Consider the following 20,191-nt stretch of genomic DNA (forward strand, 5'->3'; position numbering starts at 1 on the left):
AGCGGCACGGTGTTCGTCGACATCGGCCTGGTCGAAATCTAGCCCCCGCGAGGATCATTCATGACCGCACTCGTTCAATGCGAAACCAACGGCCACCGTCCGCCGACCCGGGCCGCCCTGGTGGTGGTCGGTAACGGCATGGCGGGAGCGCGGGCGCTCGAGGAGATCATCGCGCGCGGCGGCAGTGAGCGGTTTTCCATCACCGTGTTCGGCGACGAACCGTACGGTAACTACAACCGGATCTTGCTCTCCAACGTGCTGGCCGGCTCCGACGATGCGCGTGAAATCTACCTCAATCCGCTGGACTGGTACGGCGACAATGACATTGACCTGCGAGCGGGAGTGCGGGTGGTGCGCGTTGACCCCTTTGCGCACCTGGTGCACGCCGACGACGGCAGCACCGTGCGCTACGACAAGCTGATCCTGGCCACCGGCAGCAGATCGTTCTTCCCGCCGGTGGCCGGCATCTGGTCGGACGACAAGACTCTCGCCCCCGGCGTCTTCGGCTTTCGCACACTCGACGACTGCGCAGGCATGATCGGCTTCGCCGACGGGCGAAGCCGGGCGGCCGTGATCGGTGGTGGTCTCCTGGGTCTGGAGGCCGCCCGAGGCCTGCAGAACCGGGGACTGCAGGTGGGCGTCGTACAGGGCGGTCCGACGTTGATGAACGCCCAACTCGACGATCAAGGGAGCGGCATCCTGCGGCGGCTGGTCGAGGCGCTGGGAATCGAGGTGTACACGGGCAAGAGAACCACCAGGATGCTCACTCGAGACGGGTCACCGTCGGCGATCGAGTTCGACGACGGCAGCCGGCTGCCGTGCGACATGGTGGTGATGGCGGCAGGCATCCGGCCGAATGTCGGGTTGGCGGTGCGCGCCGGTTTGACCGTCGAACGCGCCATCGTCGTCGACGATCACATGCGCTCGGTTGATGACGGCGACATCTACGTGGTAGGCGAATGCGCGCAGCACCGCGGCCAGGTCTACGGCCTGGTGGCGCCGCTGTGGGAGCAGGCCACCGTGCTTGCCGATCATTTGACGGGCGTCAATCCCCGTGCGGCATACCATGGTTCGCGCACGGCAACCAAGCTCAAGGTTGCCGGTGTGGACGTGGCGGCAATGGGCATCAAGAGCCCCGAACGCGACGACGACGAATTCGTGCAGTACTCCGAGCCGCGGCGGGGTGTGTACAAGACCGTCGTGGTGCGCGACGATAAATTGGTCGGAGCGACGCTGGTCGGCGATGTCAGCAAGGTGGCGTTTCTGATGCAGGCCTTCGACCGCGGTCTCCCGCTACCGCCCGAGCGCGTCTCGCTGATGTTCGACATCGGCGGTGCTCCGGACCCAGCCACCGGGGCGGCCGAATTGTCCGACGACGCTCAAGTATGCAACTGCAACGGGGTCGACAAGTCCGCGATCGTGCGGTGCGTGAGAGACGGGCAGACGTCACTCGAGGGGGTGATGTCGGCGACCCGCGCCGGCAAAGGATGCGGGTCCTGCAAGGGCCTGGTCGCGCAGCTCGTCGAGTGGGCGGCGTCGGAAGCCGGGGCCGCGATTTCGCACGACGCCGCGGCCAATTGGTACGTGCCGGGGATCCCTTACGAGAAGCCGGAGCTGATGCGCAGGATCCGCGAGCTCGAACTGCACTCGGTGTCATCTGTTTTCGCCGCGCTGGCGCCGGAGGGCCGCGAGGACGCCGGATCCAAAATGGCGTTGTCCTCGCTGCTGCACATGATGTGGGGCGACGAATTCGTCGACGAGCGCGATGGCCGGTTCATCAACGACCGGGTGCACGGCAATGTTCAGCGGGACGGAACGTTCTCCGTGGTGCCCCAACTCAAGGGCGGGGTGACCAGCGCCGAGCAACTGCGCAAGATCGCGGACGTCGCCGACAAGTACCGCATCCCGATGATCAAGCTCACGGGCGGCCAGCGCATCGATCTGCTGGGCGTGCGCAAGGAAGACCTCCCGCTGGTGTGGGCGGACCTCGGCATGCCGTCCGGGTATGCATACGGCAAAAGCTTCCGCACCGTCAAAACCTGTGTGGGAAGCGACTTTTGCCGCTACGGCCTGGGTGATTCGACGGCGCTGGGCATTGCGATCGAGGAGCGCTTCCAAGGCATACCCAGCCCCGGCAAGATGAAGCTCGCGGTGACCGGGTGCCCCCGCAACTGCGCCGAAGCGCTGTGTAAGGACGTCGGCGTGGTCGCAATCGAAGGCGGGCAGTGGCAGATCTACGTCGGCGGCGCCGCCGGCGCACACGTGCGCAAGGGCGACCTGTTGACCACCGTCGGCACCCCGGCCGAGGTGATTGCGCTGACCGGGCGGTTCCTGCAGTACTACCGCGAAAACGCCAACTGGCTGGAGCGCAGCTACGACTTCGTCCCGCGGGTGGGCATCGACCGGATTCGCAACATCGTGGTCTTCGACAGCGACGGCATCGCCGCCGACCTGGATGCCCGCATGCAGAAGTCGGTCGACTCGTACCGAGATCCGTGGACCGATGGCCGAGAAGCCGCGAATGCCAGCCAATTTCGCTCGTCGTTGCCGCTGATCCCGCTGCCCCAGGTGCCGGTGCGATGAGTGATGTCAACCTGGGACCGGTGGATCAGATCCCGGTCGGAGAGGGCCGAACCTTTGTCGTCGACGGCCGGCAGATCGCGGTGTTCCGGTGCCGGGACGGCTCGCTGCGTGCGCTTGACGCCGTGTGTCCGCATCGCGGCGGTCCGCTGGCAGACGGGCTCATGGACGCCGACGTCGTCATCTGCCCGCTGCACGGCTTCACCTACGACCTGGCATCGGGATGCGAGGTCGCCAACGGTGGAGCGCCGGTCACCGCCTATCCCGTTCACGCCGACGACGGGTCGGTTCACCTGCGGGTCGATGGGAAAGTCCACGCCTGATCACTGAACCATTTCGGTTCCGGCCCCGTGCACCAGTGCGGTGGATTAACCGAGCCACGATCGGGGTATCGGAGCAGTGCTGGCGCACGGGCTTGCCGTCAGCTTGTTGGGGTTTGCCGGCGCGTCGCCGCAACGTCCCGCAGGGACGGGAGCGTCGGCGCGCCGCCCGATCGGCCAGGACGCGAGGACGTGAAATGCTTGGGCAACTTTACGATCGGGCACTTGGCGGGGAGCGATGTTGGATCCGTCATGACGACGGCGAACTGCGGCCACTGCTGGCGCACCGATGGTTGGGTGCCCGATGTCCCGGTGATGGATCTGGTGACGCCTTCGACGAAATCTTCGACGAAGCCGTCACGCAGATGTGCACCGGGCCGACAATCGAGCTGGGTTGCGGTCCGGGCCGGTTGGTGGCGAGGCTGATTCAGCGGGGCATCCCCGCACTGGGCATCGACCGGTCCGCGACCGCCATCCAGCTGGCGGGTCGCGGTGGTGCACCGGCACTGCTGGGCGACGTGTTCGAGCCGCTGCCGGGAACGGGCCTGTGGCAGACGGTTTTATTGGTCGACGGCAACGTCGGGCTCGGCGGGGATCCGCGACGAATCCTCGGGCGGGCCTTCGAGCTGCTGGCCCGCGGCGGGCGTTGCGTGGCCGAGTTCGAGGCCGAGGCCATCGGGATCTGTTCGCGCTGGGTGCGTCTGGAGTCGGCGGGGGAGGTCGGCCCCTGGTTTCGCTGGGCGTCCGTGGGGGTGGACAGCGCCGCCGCGCTGGCCACGCAGGTGGGGCTGACGCTGACCGGCGTCAGCCTTGTCGGTGGCCGGGTCATCGCCGACCTGGTGGCCGGGTAAGCGTGTCGTACACAGCAAAATTCGGCGAACGCAGCGAACAATTAAAAGCTGTTCAAACAGCGTAAATATCGTGGTCAGCGAGCACGCCCGGCAAAGCGGTTCCAGCACGGCGCCCCGTTCTGTGGAAACGTCAGTTTGCGAAACGCCGTGAGGGGTACAGTCCCGTTCATGACGGCGAATGGACCGGGCATTACCAATTGCGTGAAATGGTTGCTGCGGGCCCGCCCCGGTGACTATGCGCTGGCGTTGAGTGTGGCCGGGGCTTCGCTGCCCGTGGTCGGCAAGCATCTCGAGCCCCTCGGCGGGTTGACCGCCATGGGTGTCTGGGGCGCGCGGCATGCGCCGGAGGCGATCTCCGCGGCGACCAAAGACTGGTTCACCCCCGGCATCAACGACGTCCGGCGCCGTGACCGCGCCAGCACCCAGCAGGTCTCCCTCGCCGCCTTGCGCGGGGTCGTGGCGGCCGCGGATCTCGAGACGGACTGGCCCGTCGCCGAGAAGACACCGCCGATCTGGGATGGCCTGCGCCAGCGCCGCTACCTTTATCGCCGCGCCGTGCACTACGGGGACCACCCCGATCAGGTGCTCGACGTCTGGCGGCGCAAAGACCTGCCCGCACAACCCGCGCCGGTGCTGATCTTTTTGCCGGGCGGCGCCTGGGTGCACGGCAAGTGCATGGGCCAGGGGTCGGCGCTGATGTCCCGGCTCGCCGAGCAGGGCTGGGTGTGCCTGGCGGTCAACTACCGCGTCTCGCCGCACCACCGCTGGCCGCGCCACATCGTCGACGTCAAGACCGCCATCGCGTGGGCGCGCGCCAACGTCGACAAGTTCGGCGGCGACCGGGATTTCGTTGCGGTAGCGGGATGTTCGGCCGGTGGCCACCTGAGCGCGCTGGCCGGCCTGACGCCCGACGACCCGCAGTTCCAGGCGAAGCTGCCCGAGGGCGCGGACTCCTCGGTGGACGCCGTCGTCGGGATCTACGGCCGCTACGACTGGGAGGACCGCTCGACGCCGGAGCGCGAGCGGTTCGTCGAATTCCTGGAGCGGGTCGTGGTGAAGAAGTCGATCGCCCGTCGCCCCGACATCTTCCGCGACGCGTCTCCGATCGCGCGCGTGCACCGAAACGCGCCGCCCTTCTTGGTCATTCACGGCAGCAAAGACACCGTGATCCCGGTCGAGCAGGCGCGCAGCTTCGTCGAGCGGCTGCGGGCGGTGTCGCATTCGATGGTCGGCTACCTGGAATTCCCCGGCGCCGGTCACGGCTATGACCTGCTCGACGGCGAGCGAGCCGGCGCCGCGGCGCACGTCACTTCGCTGTTCCTGAACCAGATTTACCGCACCAAGACACGCGTCGGGGCAAAAGAGGTTATCTGAACAGCCACCGCTGAGTATGGTCCCTCTATGGGCAAGGGGCAGGGGTGAAGAGGCTTAGCGGGTGGGACGCCGTACTGCTGTACAGCGAAGCGCCGAACGTGCACATGCACACCATCAAGGCCGCCGTCATCGAGCTGGACGCTGACCGCCGGTCACTGGACGTCGACACCTTTCGCGAAGTCATCGCCGGGCGGCTGAGCAAGCTCGACCCGTTCTGCTACCAGCTCGTCGAGGTGCCCTTCGGCTTCCACCACCCGATGTGGCGGGAGAACTGCGAACTCGACCTGAACTATCACATCCGCCCCTGGCGGGTGTCGCCGCCCGGGGGCCGCCGGGAACTGGACGAGGCCATCGGGCAAATCGCCAGCACCCAGCTCGATCGCAGCCGGCCGCTGTGGGAGATGTACTTCGTGGAGGGCTTGGCCAACAACCGGATTGCGGTCGTCGGCAAAATCCACCACGCCCTTGCCGACGGCGTCGCCTCGGCGAACCTGTTGGCCCGCGGCATGGATCTGCAGCCGGGCCCGGAAGGCAAGCCGTACGTGTGCGACCCGGCCCCCACCTCGCGGCAGCTGATGGTGTCGGCCTTCGCCGATCACATGCGCCATGTCGGGCGGCTGCCGCACACCATCCGCTACACCGCCCAAGGTGTTGGGCGGGTGCGCCGCAGCACACGCAAGTTATCCCCGGAGCTGACCCGGCCCTTCGAGCCGCCGCCGACCTTCATGAACCACAAGATCACCCCGGAACGGCGGTTCGCCACCGCCACCCTGGCCCTGGCCGACGTCAAGGAGACCGGCAAGCGGCTCGGGGCGACGATCAACGACATGGTGCTGGCCATGGCGACCGGGGCGCTGCGCACCCTGCTGTTGCGGTACGACGGCAAGGCCGAACCGCTGTTGGCGTCGGTGCCGATGAGTTTCGACTTCTCGCCCGAACGGATCTCGGGCAATCGCTTCACCGGCGTGCTGGTGGGCCTGCCGACCGATTCCGACGATCCGCTGGAGCGGGTGCGGTGCAGCCACGAGAACGCCATCGCCGCCAAGGAAAGCAACCAGCTGATGGGCCCGGAGTTGGTCAGCAGGTGGGCGGCCTACATGCCGCCCCGGCCCACCCAGGCCTTCTTCCGCTGGGCGTCCGGTCGCGACGGACACAACAAGATCCTCAACCTGAACATCTCCAACGTCCCGGGACCGCGCGAGCGCGGCCGGGTGGGCGGGGCGCTGGTCACCGAGATCTATTCGGTGGGGCCGTTGACCGCCGGCAGCGGCCTGAACATCACCGTGTGGAGCTATGTCGACCAGCTCAACATCTCGGTGCTCTGCGACGGGTCCACGCTCGAAGACCCGCACGAGGTTTCCGACGCCATGGTCGCTGACTTCATCGAAATTCGCAGGGCCGCAGGGCTTTCCGAAAAGCTGACGGTCGTCGAGGCGGCGATGGCTCCGGCCTGACCGGGCCGGATCGGTAGCTGATCACCTTCGGCGGTAAGCGGGATCTCGGGGGACGTTAACGCCATTTCCGGCGACCGCTACCATCGGTCCGACAGGAGCTATCCGAATGCCACCCCATTCCCTGAAGGAGCTGTGCGGCCCGTGAGCACTGGGAACGACGACGCCAACGAACCCGAAGTTCTGGTCGAACAACGGGATCGAATCCTCATCATCACGATCAACCGGCCCAAGGCCAAGAACGCGGTCAACTCCGCGGTGGCCAACGGCCTGGCCGCCGCAGTCGACCGGCTCGACAACGAGACCGGCCTGTCGGTCGGCATCCTCACCGGCGCGGGCGGCTCGTTCTGCGCCGGCATGGACCTCAAGGCCTTCGCCCGCGGCGAACTGCCCATCGTCGAGGGTCGTGGCATGGGCTTCACCGAGCGTCCGCCGGTCAAGCCGCTGATCGCGGCGGTGGAGGGCTACGCGCTGGCCGGCGGCACCGAGCTGGCCCTGGCGACCGACCTGATCGTGGCCTCCAAGGACTCGGCGTTCGGCATCCCGGAGGTCAAGCGTGGGCTGGTCGCCGGCGGTGGCGGGCTGCTGCGGCTGCCGCAGCGCATCCCGTCGGCGATCGCCATGGAGCTGGCGCTGACCGGTGAGAACCTGAGCGCGGAGCGTGCGCATGCGCTGGGCATGGTCAATGTGCTGGCCGAACCGGGCGCGGCGCTGGACGCCGCGATCGCGCTGGCCGAAAAGATCGCGGCGAACGGGCCGCTCGCGGTGGCCGCCACCAAGCGGATCATCGTCGAGTCCCGCGGCTGGAGCCCCGACGAGATGTTCGCCGAGCAGAACAAGCTGCTGGCCCCGGTGTTCTCCTCCAACGACGCCAAGGAGGGCGCCATCGCCTTCGCCGAGAAGCGCCCGCCCAAGTGGACGGGCACCTAACCCGCGAGCAGACGCAAAAGCCCCCGCACGCTCGGCGTGTCGGGGGCTTTTGCGTCTGCTCGCGGTACTAAGCCGTCAGATAGCGCTGCACCGTCGGCCCCAGCCAGGCGACCAGGTCCTCGACGGGGGTCGACGCGAGCGGCTCGATCTTCAGCTGGTAGCGCGCGAAAGCCAGGCCGGCCAGGTGGCTGGCCACCAGCTCGACACGTAGCTCGGCATCGGCCACCCCGAATTCCGCCGCGACCCGCTTGGCGATCGGGCCGGCAAGGCTGCCGTGCAACACCTTTCGCGCCTCGGGGTGGATCGCCGCCGAACGCCACAGCGTCAGGAACGGCTCGAAGACGGCGCCTTCCTCCCAGTGCTCGAGGAAGCGCCGAACCAGCCTTTCGCCGATCCGTTCGGTCCCGTCGTCGAGCAGCGTGGCCAGCTGGTGCAACGGGTGCTCGGGACCGGTCAGCGTGGACGCGGTGAACAGGCCTTCCTTGTTGCCGAAAAAGTAGTAGACCATCGCGACGTCCACACCGGCGTCGGCCGCGATCGCTCGGACGGTGGCCCGCTCGTACCCGTCACGCATGAAGCGTTCGCGTGCCGCATCGATGATGCGCTGTCGGTTCAGTTGACCGGTGCGCCACCGGCCCGCGCGCCGCGCTTCTGGCATGCGCGCCAGGATACTTCAACAAGCGTTGGCAAATGCCGACGCGCGGCGTACGTTAGTTGTTGAACGGTAGTTGAAGTATTCGGCGGAGGAGTCTTCCATGGTGACGAGCACGCGCCGACGCCTTTGGTGGCGGCACCTGATGTCTGTCCTGCTGTTCCCGGTAACGGTGACGCTCGTGGTGCCGGCCTTGATCGTCGGCCCGGCCGGCGTGCACGCTCCGCACGTGGACGCCGCGCTGAGGGCCGGGCTGATCACTGCCGGCTGTCTGCTGATCGCCGCCGGCGTGGCCCTGATGATCTGGACGAACGTGCTGTTTGACCGCGTGGGCGAGGGCACGCTTGGGCTGGGCAACGTGATGGGGGAGCCGGTCCATCTGGTCGTGCGGGGCCCGTACCGGCACGTGCGGAACCCGATGATCACCGGCGTGCTGTGCATCCTGCTCGGCGAGGCGGCCGTCCTCGCGTCGGTTCCGTTATTGCTTTGGTTCGCAATCTTTTTCACGTTCCAGGCGCTCGCAATTCGGTTCTGGGAGGAGCCCCATCTCGCCGAGCGCTATGGCGGTGAATACGCCGACTATCGAAGCAACGTGCCGCGCTGGATCCCGCGAGTCTCGGCCTGGGATCCGCCCTCGCGTCGCTGAGTCGGTGGGAAAGCGCGGCCTTGTCATGGGCGCCGACGGACCCGCCCGTGACCAGGGCGCCCGTCGCCCGGCAAGCTCCGCATCGGGGGGCAACCCGGCTGAGTTACACTGCAGGCGAGATCTGTAAAGGGCCGGGAATCCAGAAAGATCGAGGATGAGCATTTCGCTGCTGCTGGAGATGGCCGCGTCGGGCAACGCCGAGCGCACGGCCGTGGTGTCCGGGGACCTGCGACTGACGACGCAGCAGCTCAGCGATCTCGCCGACGGTGGCGCGGGGGTGATCGCCGCGTCGAACGCCAGGCACGTCGCGTATGTGGGCACCGGCGGCGCGATGCTGCCTGTGCTGATCTTCGCGGCCGCGCGCGCCGGCGTGCCCTTCACGCCGATCAACTACCGGCTCGCCGCCGACGGCATCCGGGCGCTGATCGAGCGGCTGCCCGAGCCGTTGGTGATCGTCGACGGTCGCTACCGCGACGCCGTCGGCGATGTGTCGGACCGCGTGATCGTGTCCGACGATTTCCTGGAGGCCGCGCGCACCGCCGAACCGGCGGCCGAGTTTCCCGACCCGGACTCCGTGGCGATCGTGCTGTTCACCTCCGGCACCACCTCGCAGCCCAAGGCCGTCGAGCTCTCACACAACAACCTGACCAGTTATATCACCGGAACGGTGGAATTCGGGGCGGCCGAAGAGACCGACGCCGCGCTGATCTGCGTGCCGCCGTACCACATCGCCGGGGTCAGCGCCGCGCTGTCGAATCTGTATGCCGGCCGCAAGATGGTGTACCTGCCCAATTTCGATGCGCGGGAATGGGTTCGGCTGATCAACGCCGAGAACGTGACCACCGCGACGGTGGTGCCGACGATGCTGGACCGCATCATCACCGTGCTGGACAACGGCGACGGGACGGCCGTCGAGCTGCCGTCGCTGCGCAACCTGGCCTACGGCGGGTCCAAGGTCGGTCTGCCGCTGGTGCGCCGCGCGCTCGAACTGCTGCCCAACGTGGGCTTCGTCAACGCTTACGGCCTGACCGAGACCAGCTCGACGATCGCGGTGCTGACGCCCGACGACCATCGCGCCGCGCAGGCGGCGTCGACCCCGGAGGCCGCCCGGCGGCTGGGATCGGTCGGCCAGGCGGTGGCGGGAATCGAGCTGCAGATCCGCGACGAGGCCGGCAACGTGTTGCCGCCGGGTGAGACCGGCGAGCTGTTCGTGCGCGGCGAGCAGGTGTCGGGCCGCTACACCGGCATCGGCTCGGTGCTCGACGAGAACGGCTGGTTTCCCACCAAGGACATCGCCATGCTCGACGACGAGGGCTACCTGTTCATCGGTGGGCGCAGCGACGACACCATCATCCGCGGCGGGGAGAACATCGCGCCCGCCGAGCTGGAAGAAGTCCTGGTCGAGCACCCGCAGGTGCGCGATGTCGTGGTGGTCGGCGTCGAGGATCCGCAGTGGGGCCAGGCGATCGTCGCGGTGGTGGTGCCGGCGGCTGGCACCGACCCCGACCCCGACGAATTGCGCGAATTCGTCCGCAAGAGTTTGCGCGGTTCGCGCACTCCCGACGAGGTAGTGTTTCGCGACGAGCTGCCCACCACCGCGACCGGCAAGGTCTTGCGGCGGGAGATCATCCAGACCCTCACCGGATTGCGCGCCGCACCGGCCCAGCAGTAAGCGATCAAGGACGGAAATCAATGATCAAGAACGGAACTCGTCTCGCCAGCCAGGTGTGTGACACCCAGGTGATCGTCGTCAGAAGCGCCGACAGCCTGGACGACTTGCGGTGTGGTGGAGTGCCGATGGTGCCGGTCGGTGGCGAGCGGTCGGGCGAATTGGACCCGGCGTTCGCCGACGGCACGGTCATGGGCAAGCGCTACGTCGACGAGACCGGCGCCGAGGTGCTGGTGACCAAGCCGGGCGCGGGCAGCCTGAGCATCGGGCAGACCGCCCTGCAGCTCAAAGAGGTCAAGCCGCTACCCGCCAGCGACTGAGCGGGTCAGCGCGCGGCGTCCTGTTTACCCGGAATTTTGTTGCGGGCAACGAATTCCTTTGCCTTGATCAGGAATTCGAGCTGCTCACCGACCTGGTGCAGCGGGCCGGCGTTGCGGGTGGAGCGGGAGAGCACGATGGCGCCCTCCAGCGCGGCGATGGACATCACGGCCAGCGAGGCGGCGTCGGCGTCGTCGAAGCCGTCGTTGACGAACGCACGGGTCAGCGCGGCGCACCAGCGGCCCAGGATGGCGCCCGCTTCGGCGGAGAGCTTGGGACCGTCGTCGTCCGAACAGCCGATCGCCGCCGCCACGACCGGACACCCGGCGGTGAAACCGCCGTCGGTGAGCAGCCGCTCCCAGAACCCGACGAACTCGGCCAGCAACACCCGGGCGCCCCGGCCGGCCGCGTCGTCGATCATGGCGGTGATGGAGTCACCCGAGTAGCGCAGCGCCTCGGTCAGAATCTGGTTGCGGCCGTCGGGAAAGTGGTAGTAGACCGAGCCGCGCGGGGCGCCGCTGCGGGCGAGCACCGCGTCGATGGTCACGCCGGCCGCGCCGCGCTCGCGCATCACCTCGGCGGCGCTGGCCAGCATCTTCGTGCGGGTGCCCCCGCGCTTTGCCCGCGCCTGGTCAGGCGCGGCTTCACCGATAGTCGGCGTGGGCGTACCTCCCATGGCTCGGGTCATGCAGCGTGCGAGTGGCGCAACGCCGGCCAGTGCATATGACGTGGGCTGAAGCGGAATGTGCGGCGCCGCAAGTCTGGCATCTCGCGGGTGTACTGATAGCCGGCGACGTTGAGCTCGATGATCCACATGATGTTCTCCCGGCCTGTGTGCGGCCCTAGATTATGCTATGAACCATATAAGACATCCGTAAATTAAGCAATTTCTCAGACGAAGTGTGACGCACACCGCACAAATGGCGGGTGGACCGGGCCGCGAACCGCAGCCGCGGATGCATATCGGCCGCCAAAATATGCTCTATTGCATAATGGCTAGAGCTCCGCCGCGCTGGGCGCATGGTCCACCTGAACCGGCCGCACAAACGCAGCGCCTTCGATCGTGCGATGCTAACGGCGCTGTCCGAGCATGTAATCGTTCGTCGAACACACCAGGCCCGCTTCGTGACGCGCTAAGACCGGAACGCCGAACGTGCACTCACGGCGAAAAATCGGCAGAAAAAACGCCCTGAGTGCACGTTCGGCAGGTAACGGCCTCAGCCCTCGATGGTGTGGCCCATCGGCATCAGCACGCTCTTTTGCTGGGTGAAGTGCTCGACGCCCTCCGGCCCGTTCTCACGGCCGATGCCGGAGTTCTTGTAACCGCCGAACGGGCAGCACGGGTCGAACGCGTACCAGTTGATGGCGTAGGTCCCGGTGCGGATCTTCTCCGAGACCTCGATGCCGTGTTGCACATCGGCGGTCCACACGCTGCCGGCCAACCCGTACACCGAGTCGTTGGCGATCTTGATCGCGTCCTCTTCGGTGTCATAGGGGATGATCGACAGCACCGGCCCGAAGATCTCTTCCTGGGCGATCGTCATCTTGTTGTCGACGTCGGCGAAAACCGTTGGCTGCACGAAGAATCCGCTGTCCAGGCCCTCCGGGCGGCCGCCGCCGGTCACCAGCCGGGCGCCCTCCTCGATGCCCTTGGCGATGTAGCCCTCGACGCGGGCGCGCTGCTTCTCCGAGATCAGCGAGCCGATCTGGGCGGCCGGGTCCGACGGCAGGCCCACCGGCAGCGCCTGCACGAAAGTGCTTATCGCGTCGACGATTTCGTCATACCGCGAGCGCGGCGCCAGGATGCGGGTCTGGGCCACGCAGGCCTGCCCGGTGTTCATGATTCCGGAGAACACCAGCATCGGGATCGACGCGGCCAGGTCGACGTCCTCGAGCACGATGGCAGCCGACTTTCCGCCCAGCTCCAGGGTGCACGGCTTGAGCATGTCCGCGGCGCGACGGCCGATCTCCTTGCCGACGGCCGAGCTGCCGGTGAAGGAGAAGATGTCGACGTCCGGGTTGGAGGTCAGCGCCTGCCCGGTCTCGATGCCGCCGGGCACCACCGAGAGCACGCCCTCGGGCAGCCCGGCCTCGGCGAAGGCCTCCGCCAAAGCGTTTGCGCTCAGCGGGGTTTCGGCGGCCGGCTTGAGCACCACCGTGCAGCCGGCCAGCAGCGCCGGGCCCAGCTTGTTGACGGCCAGGAACAGCGGCACGTTCCACGCGACGATGGCGCCCACGACGCCGATCGGCTCGCGGTGCACGATGCTCTGGCCGTAGCCGCCGGTGCGGACCTCTTTCCACTTGACCTGGTCGACGGCCGGACCGGCGAAGAAGTTCAGCGCGCCGATCGAGCTCATCCAGTGCATGGTCTCGACGCTGGTCGGCGGCTGGCCGGTCTCGGCGGCGAGCAGCTGGGTGAACTGGTCCTTGCGCTCCTCCATCAGCTTGAGCGCGTTGGCGATCACGGCCGCGCGCTCCTTGGGCGGGGTGGTGGGCCAGGGGCCGTTGTCGAAGGCCGCGCGTGCCGCGGCGACCGCGGCGTCGACGTCGGCGGCCGCGGCCAGCGGCACCTTCCCGACGTATTCACCGGTGGCCGGACAGTGCACCTCGATGACATCGGAGGTGGATGGTTCCGTCCACTTGCCGCCGATGAAAAGCTTGTCGTATTCGGTCTTGCTCTCGGCCATCTGCGCCGCTCCTCCTCATTGCTCCGCGCCGCATCGTCGCCGGCGCGCATGGGCGCCACCCTACCCAAGCCGGGGCAAAACGAGAACACGTTTCACTCTTGGGGTTGCAGGACCAGCACGAGATTGCTGACCAGGAACTCGCGTAGCAGCGGCACCGAGGTCAGCCACCACGCCCATCGTGGGTGGTAGCGGGGAAATGCGGCCAGGGTGGCGCCGGTGCTGATCGCCCAGTCCAAGCCGTCGGCGGCGGACACCTCGAACAACGACGACCCGTAGTTGTTTTTGGGCGGATGGCCGTGTTTGCGGGTGTAGCGCGCGGCGGCCCGGGCACCGCCCAGGTAGTGCGTCAGGCCCATCTCGTGGCCGCCGAAGGGGCCCAGCCAGACGGTGTAGGACAGCACGGCCAGCCCGCCCGGCTTGGTCACCCGCAGCATCTCGGCGCCGAGCTGCCAGGGCCGCGGCACGTGCTCGGCGACGTTGGAGGACAGGCAGATGTCCACGGAGTCGTCGGCGAAGGGCAGCGCCATGCCCGAGGCGCGCACGCACGGCGCCGCCCCGCGGGCGGCGGCCGGCCCGGCGTGCATCTCGCCGGGGTCGGGTTCGACCCCGATATAGCGGATTCCGGCCTCGGTGAAGGCCGTCGCGAAGTAGCCGGGGCCGCCGCCGACGTCCAGCAGCGTGCGCCCGGCCGCGGAGTCGCCGTGGGTGCCGCGCCATAGATCGCCCACCATCGCCGCGGTATCGGCCGCCAGGGCGCCGTAGAACCGGGCCGGATCCGACTGCTCGTGACGAAACTCCGACAGCAGCCGCACCGAGCGGGTCAGCGTCGCCCGGCGCGCGAAGAGGTCGGTGGCGCCCACCGGCCACACCCTACGGATGTGCTGACGTGCCCGGCACGCATCGCCGCCGGTTAGGCTGGCGACCGATGTCTTCCTTGCGCTCCGTGCTGCTGCTGTGCTGGCGCGATACCGGGCACCCGCAGGGCGGCGGCAGCGAAGCCTATTTGCAGCGCATCGGCGCGCAGTTGGCCGCCTCCGGCATCGCCGTCACGCTGCGCACCGCCCGCTATCGCGGCGCGCCGCGCCGCGAGGTGGTCGACGGCGTGCGGATCGACCGCGCCGGCGGTCGGTATTCGGTGTACGTCTGGGCGTTGCTGGCGATGGCCATGGCCCGGCTGGGGCTCGGCCCGCTGCGCAGGGTGCGGCCCGACGTGGTCGTCGACACGCAGAACGGCCTGCCCTTTTTGGCCCGGCTGATCTACGGCCGCCGGGTGGTGGTGCTGGTGCACCACTGCCACCGCGAGCAGTGGCCGGTGGCGGGTCCGGTGCTCGGCCGGCTCGGCTGGTTCGTCGAGTCGACGCTGTCGCCGCGGGTGAACCGGCACAACCAGTACGTGACGGTGTCGCTGCCGTCCGCGCGCGACCTGGTCACCCTGGGCGTCGACGGCGCCCGTATCGCGGTGGTGCGCAACGGCCTCGACCGGGCTCCGGCGCAATCCTTGACCGGCCCCCGCTCGGCGGCGCCGCGCGTGGTGGTGCTGTCGCGGCTGGTGCCGCACAAGCAGATCGAGGACGCCCTGGAGGCGGTCGCGCGGCTGTTGCCGCGGATACCGGGTCTGCACCTGGACATCGTCGGCGACGGCTGGTGGCGCGACCGGCTCGTCGAGCACGCGCAGCGGCTCGGCATCTGCTCGTCGGTGACCTTCCACGGCCACGTCGACGACCTCACCAAACACCATGTCCTGCAAGGGGCTTGGGTGCATCTGCTGCCCTCCCGCAAGGAGGGCTGGGGCCTGGCCGTCGTCGAGGCGGCCCAGCATGGGGTGCCGACCATCGGCTACCGATCCTCGGGCGGCCTGTCGGACTCGATCGTCGACGAGGTGACCGGGATCCTGGTGGACAGCCACGCCGAGCTGGTGGATCGGCTCGAAGAACTGCTCGCCGATCCGGTGCTGCGCGATCAACTGGGCGCCAAGGCGCACACCCGCAGTGGCGAATTCTCCTGGACGCAAAGCGCCGACGCGATGTGCGGCGTGCTGGAAGCGGTGCAAGCCGGCCGCACGGTCAATGGGCTAGTCACCGGGCCGGGCTGAACGGGTGCGGCGCCGCCACGCGCCGATCACCGCGCCGGCGCCCCCGCCCAGCAGCAGCGCCAACCACGCCAGATGGGCGATCACCGTCACGGTCCGCTGCCCGGCGGCCACCGGGGCGGTCCGCCCGCCGATCCGGTAGAGGGCGATCTCGCGGTCCCGATAGACCGGCGCCAGCGCCCCCAGGGTGCGGGCGGCCGACCCCATGTCGCCGGCGCTGTCGGATTCGACCACCAGCCAGGCCACGCCGGCCGCGGCCAGCGCCGCCGGGTCGGGGCCGGACAGCAGCAGCTGCTGCACGGCCCGGGCGTGCGCGCCCTCGCCGGCGATGGTGGTCCCCGAGATCACCAGGTCACCGGTGCTCAGCACGTCGGCGCGCACCCAGCGGGGCAGCGGATCCAACACCGGTGCCGCGCCCGACCAGGAGAACAGCCGCATGGTGCCGGCGGGTAACACCGCTATCGATCCTGGCTGCGCATTGACCGCCGCGGCGACGGCCGTCCAGCCGCGCGGATAGCGCACGGGCGCCACCTTGCCGAACACTCCCCAGCCCAGGTCCGGTAGCGCCAGCAGCAGCGCCAGGCAGCAGACCAGCGCCGGGGCGGCGGCCCCAGGGAGTCGCAGTCGGCGGCGCAGCGTCACCACCGCGCCGGCGCCCGCCAGCGCGTAGCCGGGCATCGCCAGCGCCACCCACTTCTGGCCGTCGCGTAGCACCCCGAAGCCGGGCACGGTGTCGACCACCGTGCCCAGCACCGCCACGCCGGGGCCGGTGGCCAGGGCCGCCGGGATCAGCACCGACACGGCGGCCAGCACCAGCAGCGGCACCGCCACCGGGCGCCGGACGACCGTCGGCAGGCCCGCGGCCACCACGCCCAACAGCACCACCGCCGAGAACACCGCGAAAAGCGTGGTGCGCGAACCGGGTACGGCGTCGCCGTTCCAGATGCCGCCGAGGCTGGCCAGGCTGCCCAAGGTGCCCAGGCCGGGCTCGGCACGCGGGGCGAACGCCTCCACCCCCAGCCGGTTGGCCGCGGTGTGGGCGGTCAGCGACGAGCCCATCACCGACGCCGTCAACCACGGCAGCGCCGCCACCAGGGCGGCGCCCAACGCCGTCGCGGCGCACCACCGGCGCGGCCGGCCGGCACCGGGCACCACCACGCAGGCCAGCGCCACCGTCGCGGCGAGCAGCAGCCCGGTCGGGGTCAGCCCGGCCAGCGCGATCCAGAAGGCCAGCCCCAAGGGCCCGAACCGGCTCGAGGTCGGTGCCGTCCGCAGGGTGACCATCGCGGCCGCCACCCAGGGCAGGCAACCGTAACCGACCAGCAGGCTCCAATGCCCTTGCAGAAGCCGTTCCGCGACATAGGGATTCCAGATCGCGACGGTGGTGGCGACGAACTGGCCGGGCGCGCCCGCGCAGGGCAGCGCGACCGCGACCAGCCGGGCCGCGCCCCATCCCGCCAGCCACAGCCCGGCCACCAGCAGCGCCTTGACCACGACGCCGCCGTCGACCAGCTGGGAGGCCAGCGCCACCGCGAAGTCCTGGGGGGTGGCGCGCGGCGCCGACGTCAGCCCCAGCGCGGTATCGGACAGATAGGACCGCGGCGTTGACACCGCGTCGCGCAGCAGCAGGTATCCGGGCGCCAGCAGCGGCCCGACCACCAGCAGCGCCAAGACCAGTGCGTACCCGGGTCGGGTCCAGCGCACGGTTAACGCATCCGGGCCGGGCTATTCCCGGTCGTGCGTGCCGGGCGGGTGGGATTCGGTGGGCCCCGCCACGGTGGGCTCATCCGGGCCGGGCGGGTCGGAGCCGGGCGGCCCCGCCTCCTGGCGCGCCTCGGGCCGTTGGGTGGGCAGCTTCTCAGTCTCGGCCTCGGCGCCGGGCACCGGTTCCTCGAGGCCGCTGCGGCCGAAGAAGTCCTGGTCGCCGCGGTCCAGGCCGGGGTCGGTCAGCGCGCTCTCGCTGCGCAGGCTGAACGACGCGAGCAGCCCCCCGCCGATCAGCGCGATCAGACCGACCGCGGTGAAGGTGATCGGCAGCACCCGCGACCACAGCGCCAGCCGGTCGCGCTCGTCGCGGGCGGCGTTCACCTGGGATTCGACGGTGTCCTGGTTCGAGGTGACCTTGTAGTCGGCCAGCGTGAGCTCCGGCTTGAGCGGATCGCGGGCGAAGTAGTGATCGGCGTGCTCGGTCTGTTTGACGATGGTGCCCGACACCGGGTCCACCCAGAAGGTGCGCTGCGCCGCGTAGTAGCGGGTCATGGTGATCTGTTCGTTCGGGTCACCGCCCTGCACGCCCCACATCGCCGCCGACGTGGTCTGCTTGGCATCCTCGTTGCCCGCCAACAGCGACGGGTAGGCCACCGGGGCCACCAGCTTGCCGTCGGCGTTGTAGCCGACGTTCTGGGTGAACTTGTACGTGGTCAGCCCGTTGACGTCTTCCTGGGTGTCGTAGTTGACGTCGAACGCCTTCTGCGCGATCGGATCGAAGTAGGGGTAGGTCTTCTTCTCGGTGTGGAACGGGAACCGGTAGGACAGCCCGTCGTGGCGCAGCGGCATCGCGGTGGGCGGGTTCTCGTCGTTGACGGCACGCGGCTTCTGGACCGAACCGCCGGCGTGGGTGTCGTCGGAGACGGCCAGCGCGGTCTTGCGGTTGAGCGTGACGGTGTCGACGATCGCCAGCAGCAGCCCGCTGTCCTTCTGCTTGTCCGTGCGCCGCAACGAACTTCCGACCTGCAGCGTGACCACGTCGGAGTTGGCGGGCGACTCGACGCTGATCTGCTGCTGGGAGACCAGCGGCACGTTCTGGTTGACGATGACGTGGTCGGTCGACAACGACGCGGAGTCCAGTGCGGTCCCGGTGCCGTCACCGATCAGCGTGGCGTCGATGTTCAGGGGCACCTTGGTGATCCTGCTGGTGGTGTACGTCGTCAAAAGCAGCGCGGCGATCAGCAGGGCGGCTCCGAGTCCGATGATCCCGCATGCGGCGAACCGCAACATGACTGCTCGGTTCACGTCGCTGTGCCCTCCTCAATTTCCTTGCTTCATCAGCCGCGACCCGACCCGAGCAGGCAAGCCCGGGGCAAACTCGTTTGACCCTAACAGCAGAAAGTAAGGCAGCGACTTACGAACCTGTTGCTCGCGCGGACGGGTCCTTCGGGTGTACCGAATGGCCGGACCACACGGCACAGGCAAACTGTGGTGGTGAGCGATGACCAGCGGGTGGGCGGGGTGCGCAGCTTCCTGCCGGCCGTGGAAGGCATGCGCGCCTGCGCGGCCATGGGCGTGGTGGTCACGCACGTCGCGTTCCAGACCGGACACTCCAGCGGCGCCACCGGCAGGCTGTTCGGCCGCTTCGACCTGGCCGTGGCGGTGTTCTTTGCGCTGTCGGGTTTTCTGTTGTGGCGCGGGCATGCCGGGGCGGCACGGGGTTTGGGGTCGCGTCCGGCCACCGGGCACTACCTGCGGTCGCGGGTGGTCCGGATCATGCCCGCCTATGTGGTCGCCGTGGTCGTGATCCTGACGCTGTTGCCCGACGCCGACCACGCCAGCCCGACGGTGTGGCTGGCCAACCTGACCCTCACCCAGATTTATGTGCCGTTGACGCTGACCGGCGGGCTGACCCAGATGTGGAGCCTGTCGGTCGAGGTCAGCTTTTATCTGGCGCTGCCGGTTCTCGCGCTGCTGGCCCGCCGCCTGCCGGTGCGGGGCCGGGTGCCGGCGATCGCCGCGCTGGGCGCGCTGAGCTGGGCGTGGGGGTGGCTCTTCGAGGCCGACTCGGCCTCGGGTATCAACCCGCTGAACTGGCCGCCGGCGTTCTTCTCCTGGTTCGCCGCCGGCATGCTGCTGGCCGAGTGGGTGCACAGCGGGATCGGGCTGCCACACCGGATTGCGCGCCGGCGGTGGGTGATGGCGGCCGTCGCGGTGGTCGCCTACCTGATCGCGGCGTCGCCGCTGGCGGGTCCCGAAGGTCTGGTGCCCGGCACCCCGGCTCAGTTCGCGGTGAAGACCGCGATGGGCTCTGTGGTGGCCTTCGCGCTGGTCGCCCCGCTGGTGCTGGATCGGGTGGACACCGCGCATCGAATCTTGGGGACGACCGCCATGGTGACGTTGGGCCGCTGGTCCTACGGGTTGTTCGTGTGGCATCTGGCGGCGTTGGCGATGGTGTTCCCAGTGCTCGGGACGTTCCCGTTCACCGGCCGCATGCCCACGGTGCTGGTGCTGACGCTGATCTTCGGTTTCGCGATCGCCGCGGTCAGCTATGCGCTGGTCGAGTCGCCGTGCCGAGAAGCGTTGCGCCGCTGGGAGAAACGAGAGAAGCCGGCCGAGACGGCTCAGGATGTCGACGCCGAGGCCGACGCGATCGCGCCGTGAGCCCGCCCGGACGGCCACCTGAATTCCCCTCCGATGCGGTACCGAAGGTCTCGAAACCTCTTTTTTGGGTAACCCCGAGTGTGAGAGAGCGGCGGGTCGCGGGTGCCGGAAGCGGCAAGGCAACGAAGTCGCTTCGGTCCAGGAGAGGCGTTCGACAATGGACAACGACACGATCGCGGCACGGCCGATGGCGGACACGCCACACGAGGAGTTGCGTCCTGGCGAGCGTCCGCTCTCGCCGGATGACGATCCC

Annotated in this window: 18 protein-coding genes; 11 read left to right on the plus strand and 7 right to left on the minus strand. The window is 68.8% G+C overall.

Annotation, left to right across the window (positions count from 1 at the left end):
* The first annotated feature begins 60 nt into the window (after positions 1–60).
* The 6 genes from nirB (at position 61) to A5659_RS04705 (ending at position 7,506) form a co-directional block, all read left to right on the plus strand.
* Complete coding sequence (nirB, locus tag A5659_RS04680; protein ID WP_067179536.1) at positions 61–2,583, plus strand: nitrite reductase large subunit NirB; 2,523 nt, start codon at positions 61–63, stop codon at positions 2,581–2,583.
* Positions 2,580–2,903, plus strand: coding sequence for a Rieske 2Fe-2S domain-containing protein (locus A5659_RS04685; protein ID WP_066866025.1), 324 nt, complete (start codon positions 2,580–2,582; stop codon positions 2,901–2,903). The genes nirB and A5659_RS04685 overlap by 4 nt, the downstream gene beginning before the upstream one ends.
* Before the next feature lie 194 nt (positions 2,904–3,097).
* Positions 3,098–3,751 (plus strand): SAM-dependent methyltransferase, encoded by a 654-nt coding sequence (locus A5659_RS04690; protein WP_067179538.1) that lies wholly within the window; start codon positions 3,098–3,100, stop codon positions 3,749–3,751.
* A 168-nt stretch (positions 3,752–3,919) separates the two neighbouring features.
* Positions 3,920–5,125: an alpha/beta hydrolase gene (locus tag A5659_RS04695; RefSeq protein ID WP_067179540.1), complete on the plus strand. Its 1,206-nt coding sequence runs from the start codon at positions 3,920–3,922 to the stop codon at positions 5,123–5,125.
* Between the two features lie 44 nt (positions 5,126–5,169).
* Positions 5,170–6,579: a wax ester/triacylglycerol synthase family O-acyltransferase gene (locus tag A5659_RS04700; protein WP_066866019.1), complete on the plus strand. Its 1,410-nt coding sequence runs from the start codon at positions 5,170–5,172 to the stop codon at positions 6,577–6,579.
* A 132-nt stretch (positions 6,580–6,711) separates the two neighbouring features.
* Positions 6,712–7,506 carry a crotonase/enoyl-CoA hydratase family protein gene (locus A5659_RS04705; RefSeq protein WP_369829357.1) on the plus strand — a complete coding sequence of 265 codons (795 nt, stop codon included), beginning with the start codon at positions 6,712–6,714 and terminating at the stop codon, positions 7,504–7,506.
* A gap of 67 nt (positions 7,507–7,573) precedes the next feature.
* On the opposite strand, the gene A5659_RS04710 is transcribed toward A5659_RS04705, so the two are convergent.
* On the minus strand, positions 7,574–8,164 hold the full coding sequence (locus A5659_RS04710) for a TetR/AcrR family transcriptional regulator (RefSeq protein ID WP_066866014.1): 591 nt from the start codon (positions 8,162–8,164) through the stop codon (positions 7,574–7,576).
* A gap of 97 nt (positions 8,165–8,261) precedes the next feature.
* On the opposite strand from A5659_RS04710, the gene A5659_RS04715 reads away from it, so the two are divergent.
* The 3 genes from A5659_RS04715 (at position 8,262) to A5659_RS04725 (ending at position 10,793) form a co-directional block, all read left to right on the plus strand.
* Positions 8,262–8,804, plus strand: coding sequence for an isoprenylcysteine carboxylmethyltransferase family protein (locus A5659_RS04715; RefSeq protein WP_067179542.1), 543 nt, complete (start codon positions 8,262–8,264; stop codon positions 8,802–8,804).
* A 154-nt stretch (positions 8,805–8,958) separates the two neighbouring features.
* Positions 8,959–10,476 carry a class I adenylate-forming enzyme family protein gene (locus tag A5659_RS04720; protein ID WP_067179543.1) on the plus strand — a complete coding sequence of 506 codons (1,518 nt, stop codon included), beginning with the start codon at positions 8,959–8,961 and terminating at the stop codon, positions 10,474–10,476.
* Positions 10,477–10,496: 20 nt separating this feature from the next.
* Positions 10,497–10,793 carry a hypothetical protein gene (locus A5659_RS04725; protein WP_066866008.1) on the plus strand — a complete coding sequence of 99 codons (297 nt, stop codon included), beginning with the start codon at positions 10,497–10,499 and terminating at the stop codon, positions 10,791–10,793.
* A gap of 5 nt (positions 10,794–10,798) precedes the next feature.
* Here A5659_RS04725 and A5659_RS04730 read toward each other — a convergent pair whose 3' ends face one another.
* The 4 genes from A5659_RS04730 to A5659_RS04740 form a co-directional block, all read right to left on the minus strand.
* Positions 10,799–11,467 (minus strand): TetR/AcrR family transcriptional regulator, encoded by a 669-nt coding sequence (locus tag A5659_RS04730; RefSeq protein WP_231997736.1) that lies wholly within the window; start codon positions 11,465–11,467, stop codon positions 10,799–10,801.
* Positions 11,468–11,475: 8 nt separating this feature from the next.
* Positions 11,476–11,607 carry a hypothetical protein gene (locus A5659_RS28810; RefSeq protein WP_255361682.1) on the minus strand — a complete coding sequence of 44 codons (132 nt, stop codon included), beginning with the start codon at positions 11,605–11,607 and terminating at the stop codon, positions 11,476–11,478.
* A gap of 401 nt (positions 11,608–12,008) precedes the next feature.
* Complete coding sequence (locus A5659_RS04735) at positions 12,009–13,478, minus strand: aldehyde dehydrogenase (RefSeq protein ID WP_066866004.1); 1,470 nt, start codon at positions 13,476–13,478, stop codon at positions 12,009–12,011.
* A gap of 92 nt (positions 13,479–13,570) precedes the next feature.
* A complete protein-coding gene (locus A5659_RS04740; RefSeq protein WP_066866057.1) occupies positions 13,571–14,338 on the minus strand; it encodes a class I SAM-dependent methyltransferase in 768 nt (255 codons plus the stop codon).
* 65 nt (positions 14,339–14,403) lie between these two features.
* On the opposite strand from A5659_RS04740, the gene A5659_RS04745 reads away from it, so the two are divergent.
* Positions 14,404–15,570, plus strand: coding sequence for a glycosyltransferase family 4 protein (locus A5659_RS04745; protein WP_067179548.1), 1,167 nt, complete (start codon positions 14,404–14,406; stop codon positions 15,568–15,570).
* Here the strand turns inward: A5659_RS04745 and A5659_RS04750 are convergent.
* On the minus strand, positions 15,550–17,271 hold the full coding sequence (locus A5659_RS04750) for a hypothetical protein (RefSeq protein WP_067179550.1): 1,722 nt from the start codon (positions 17,269–17,271) through the stop codon (positions 15,550–15,552). The genes A5659_RS04745 and A5659_RS04750 overlap by 21 nt on opposite strands.
* A 21-nt stretch (positions 17,272–17,292) precedes the next feature.
* Entirely contained in the window at positions 17,293–18,579 is a 1,287-nt protein-coding gene (locus A5659_RS04755; protein WP_197497921.1) for a DUF3068 domain-containing protein, read from the minus strand.
* A gap of 183 nt (positions 18,580–18,762) precedes the next feature.
* On the opposite strand from A5659_RS04755, the gene A5659_RS04760 reads away from it, so the two are divergent.
* Entirely contained in the window at positions 18,763–19,938 is a 1,176-nt protein-coding gene (locus A5659_RS04760; protein ID WP_067179554.1) for an acyltransferase, read from the plus strand.
* Positions 19,939–20,191 lie beyond the last annotated feature (253 nt).

Origin of the sequence: Mycobacterium sp. 1165196.3 (assembly GCF_001673415.1) — a bacterium.
Taxonomy (GTDB): domain Bacteria; phylum Actinomycetota; class Actinomycetes; order Mycobacteriales; family Mycobacteriaceae; genus Mycobacterium; species Mycobacterium europaeum_A.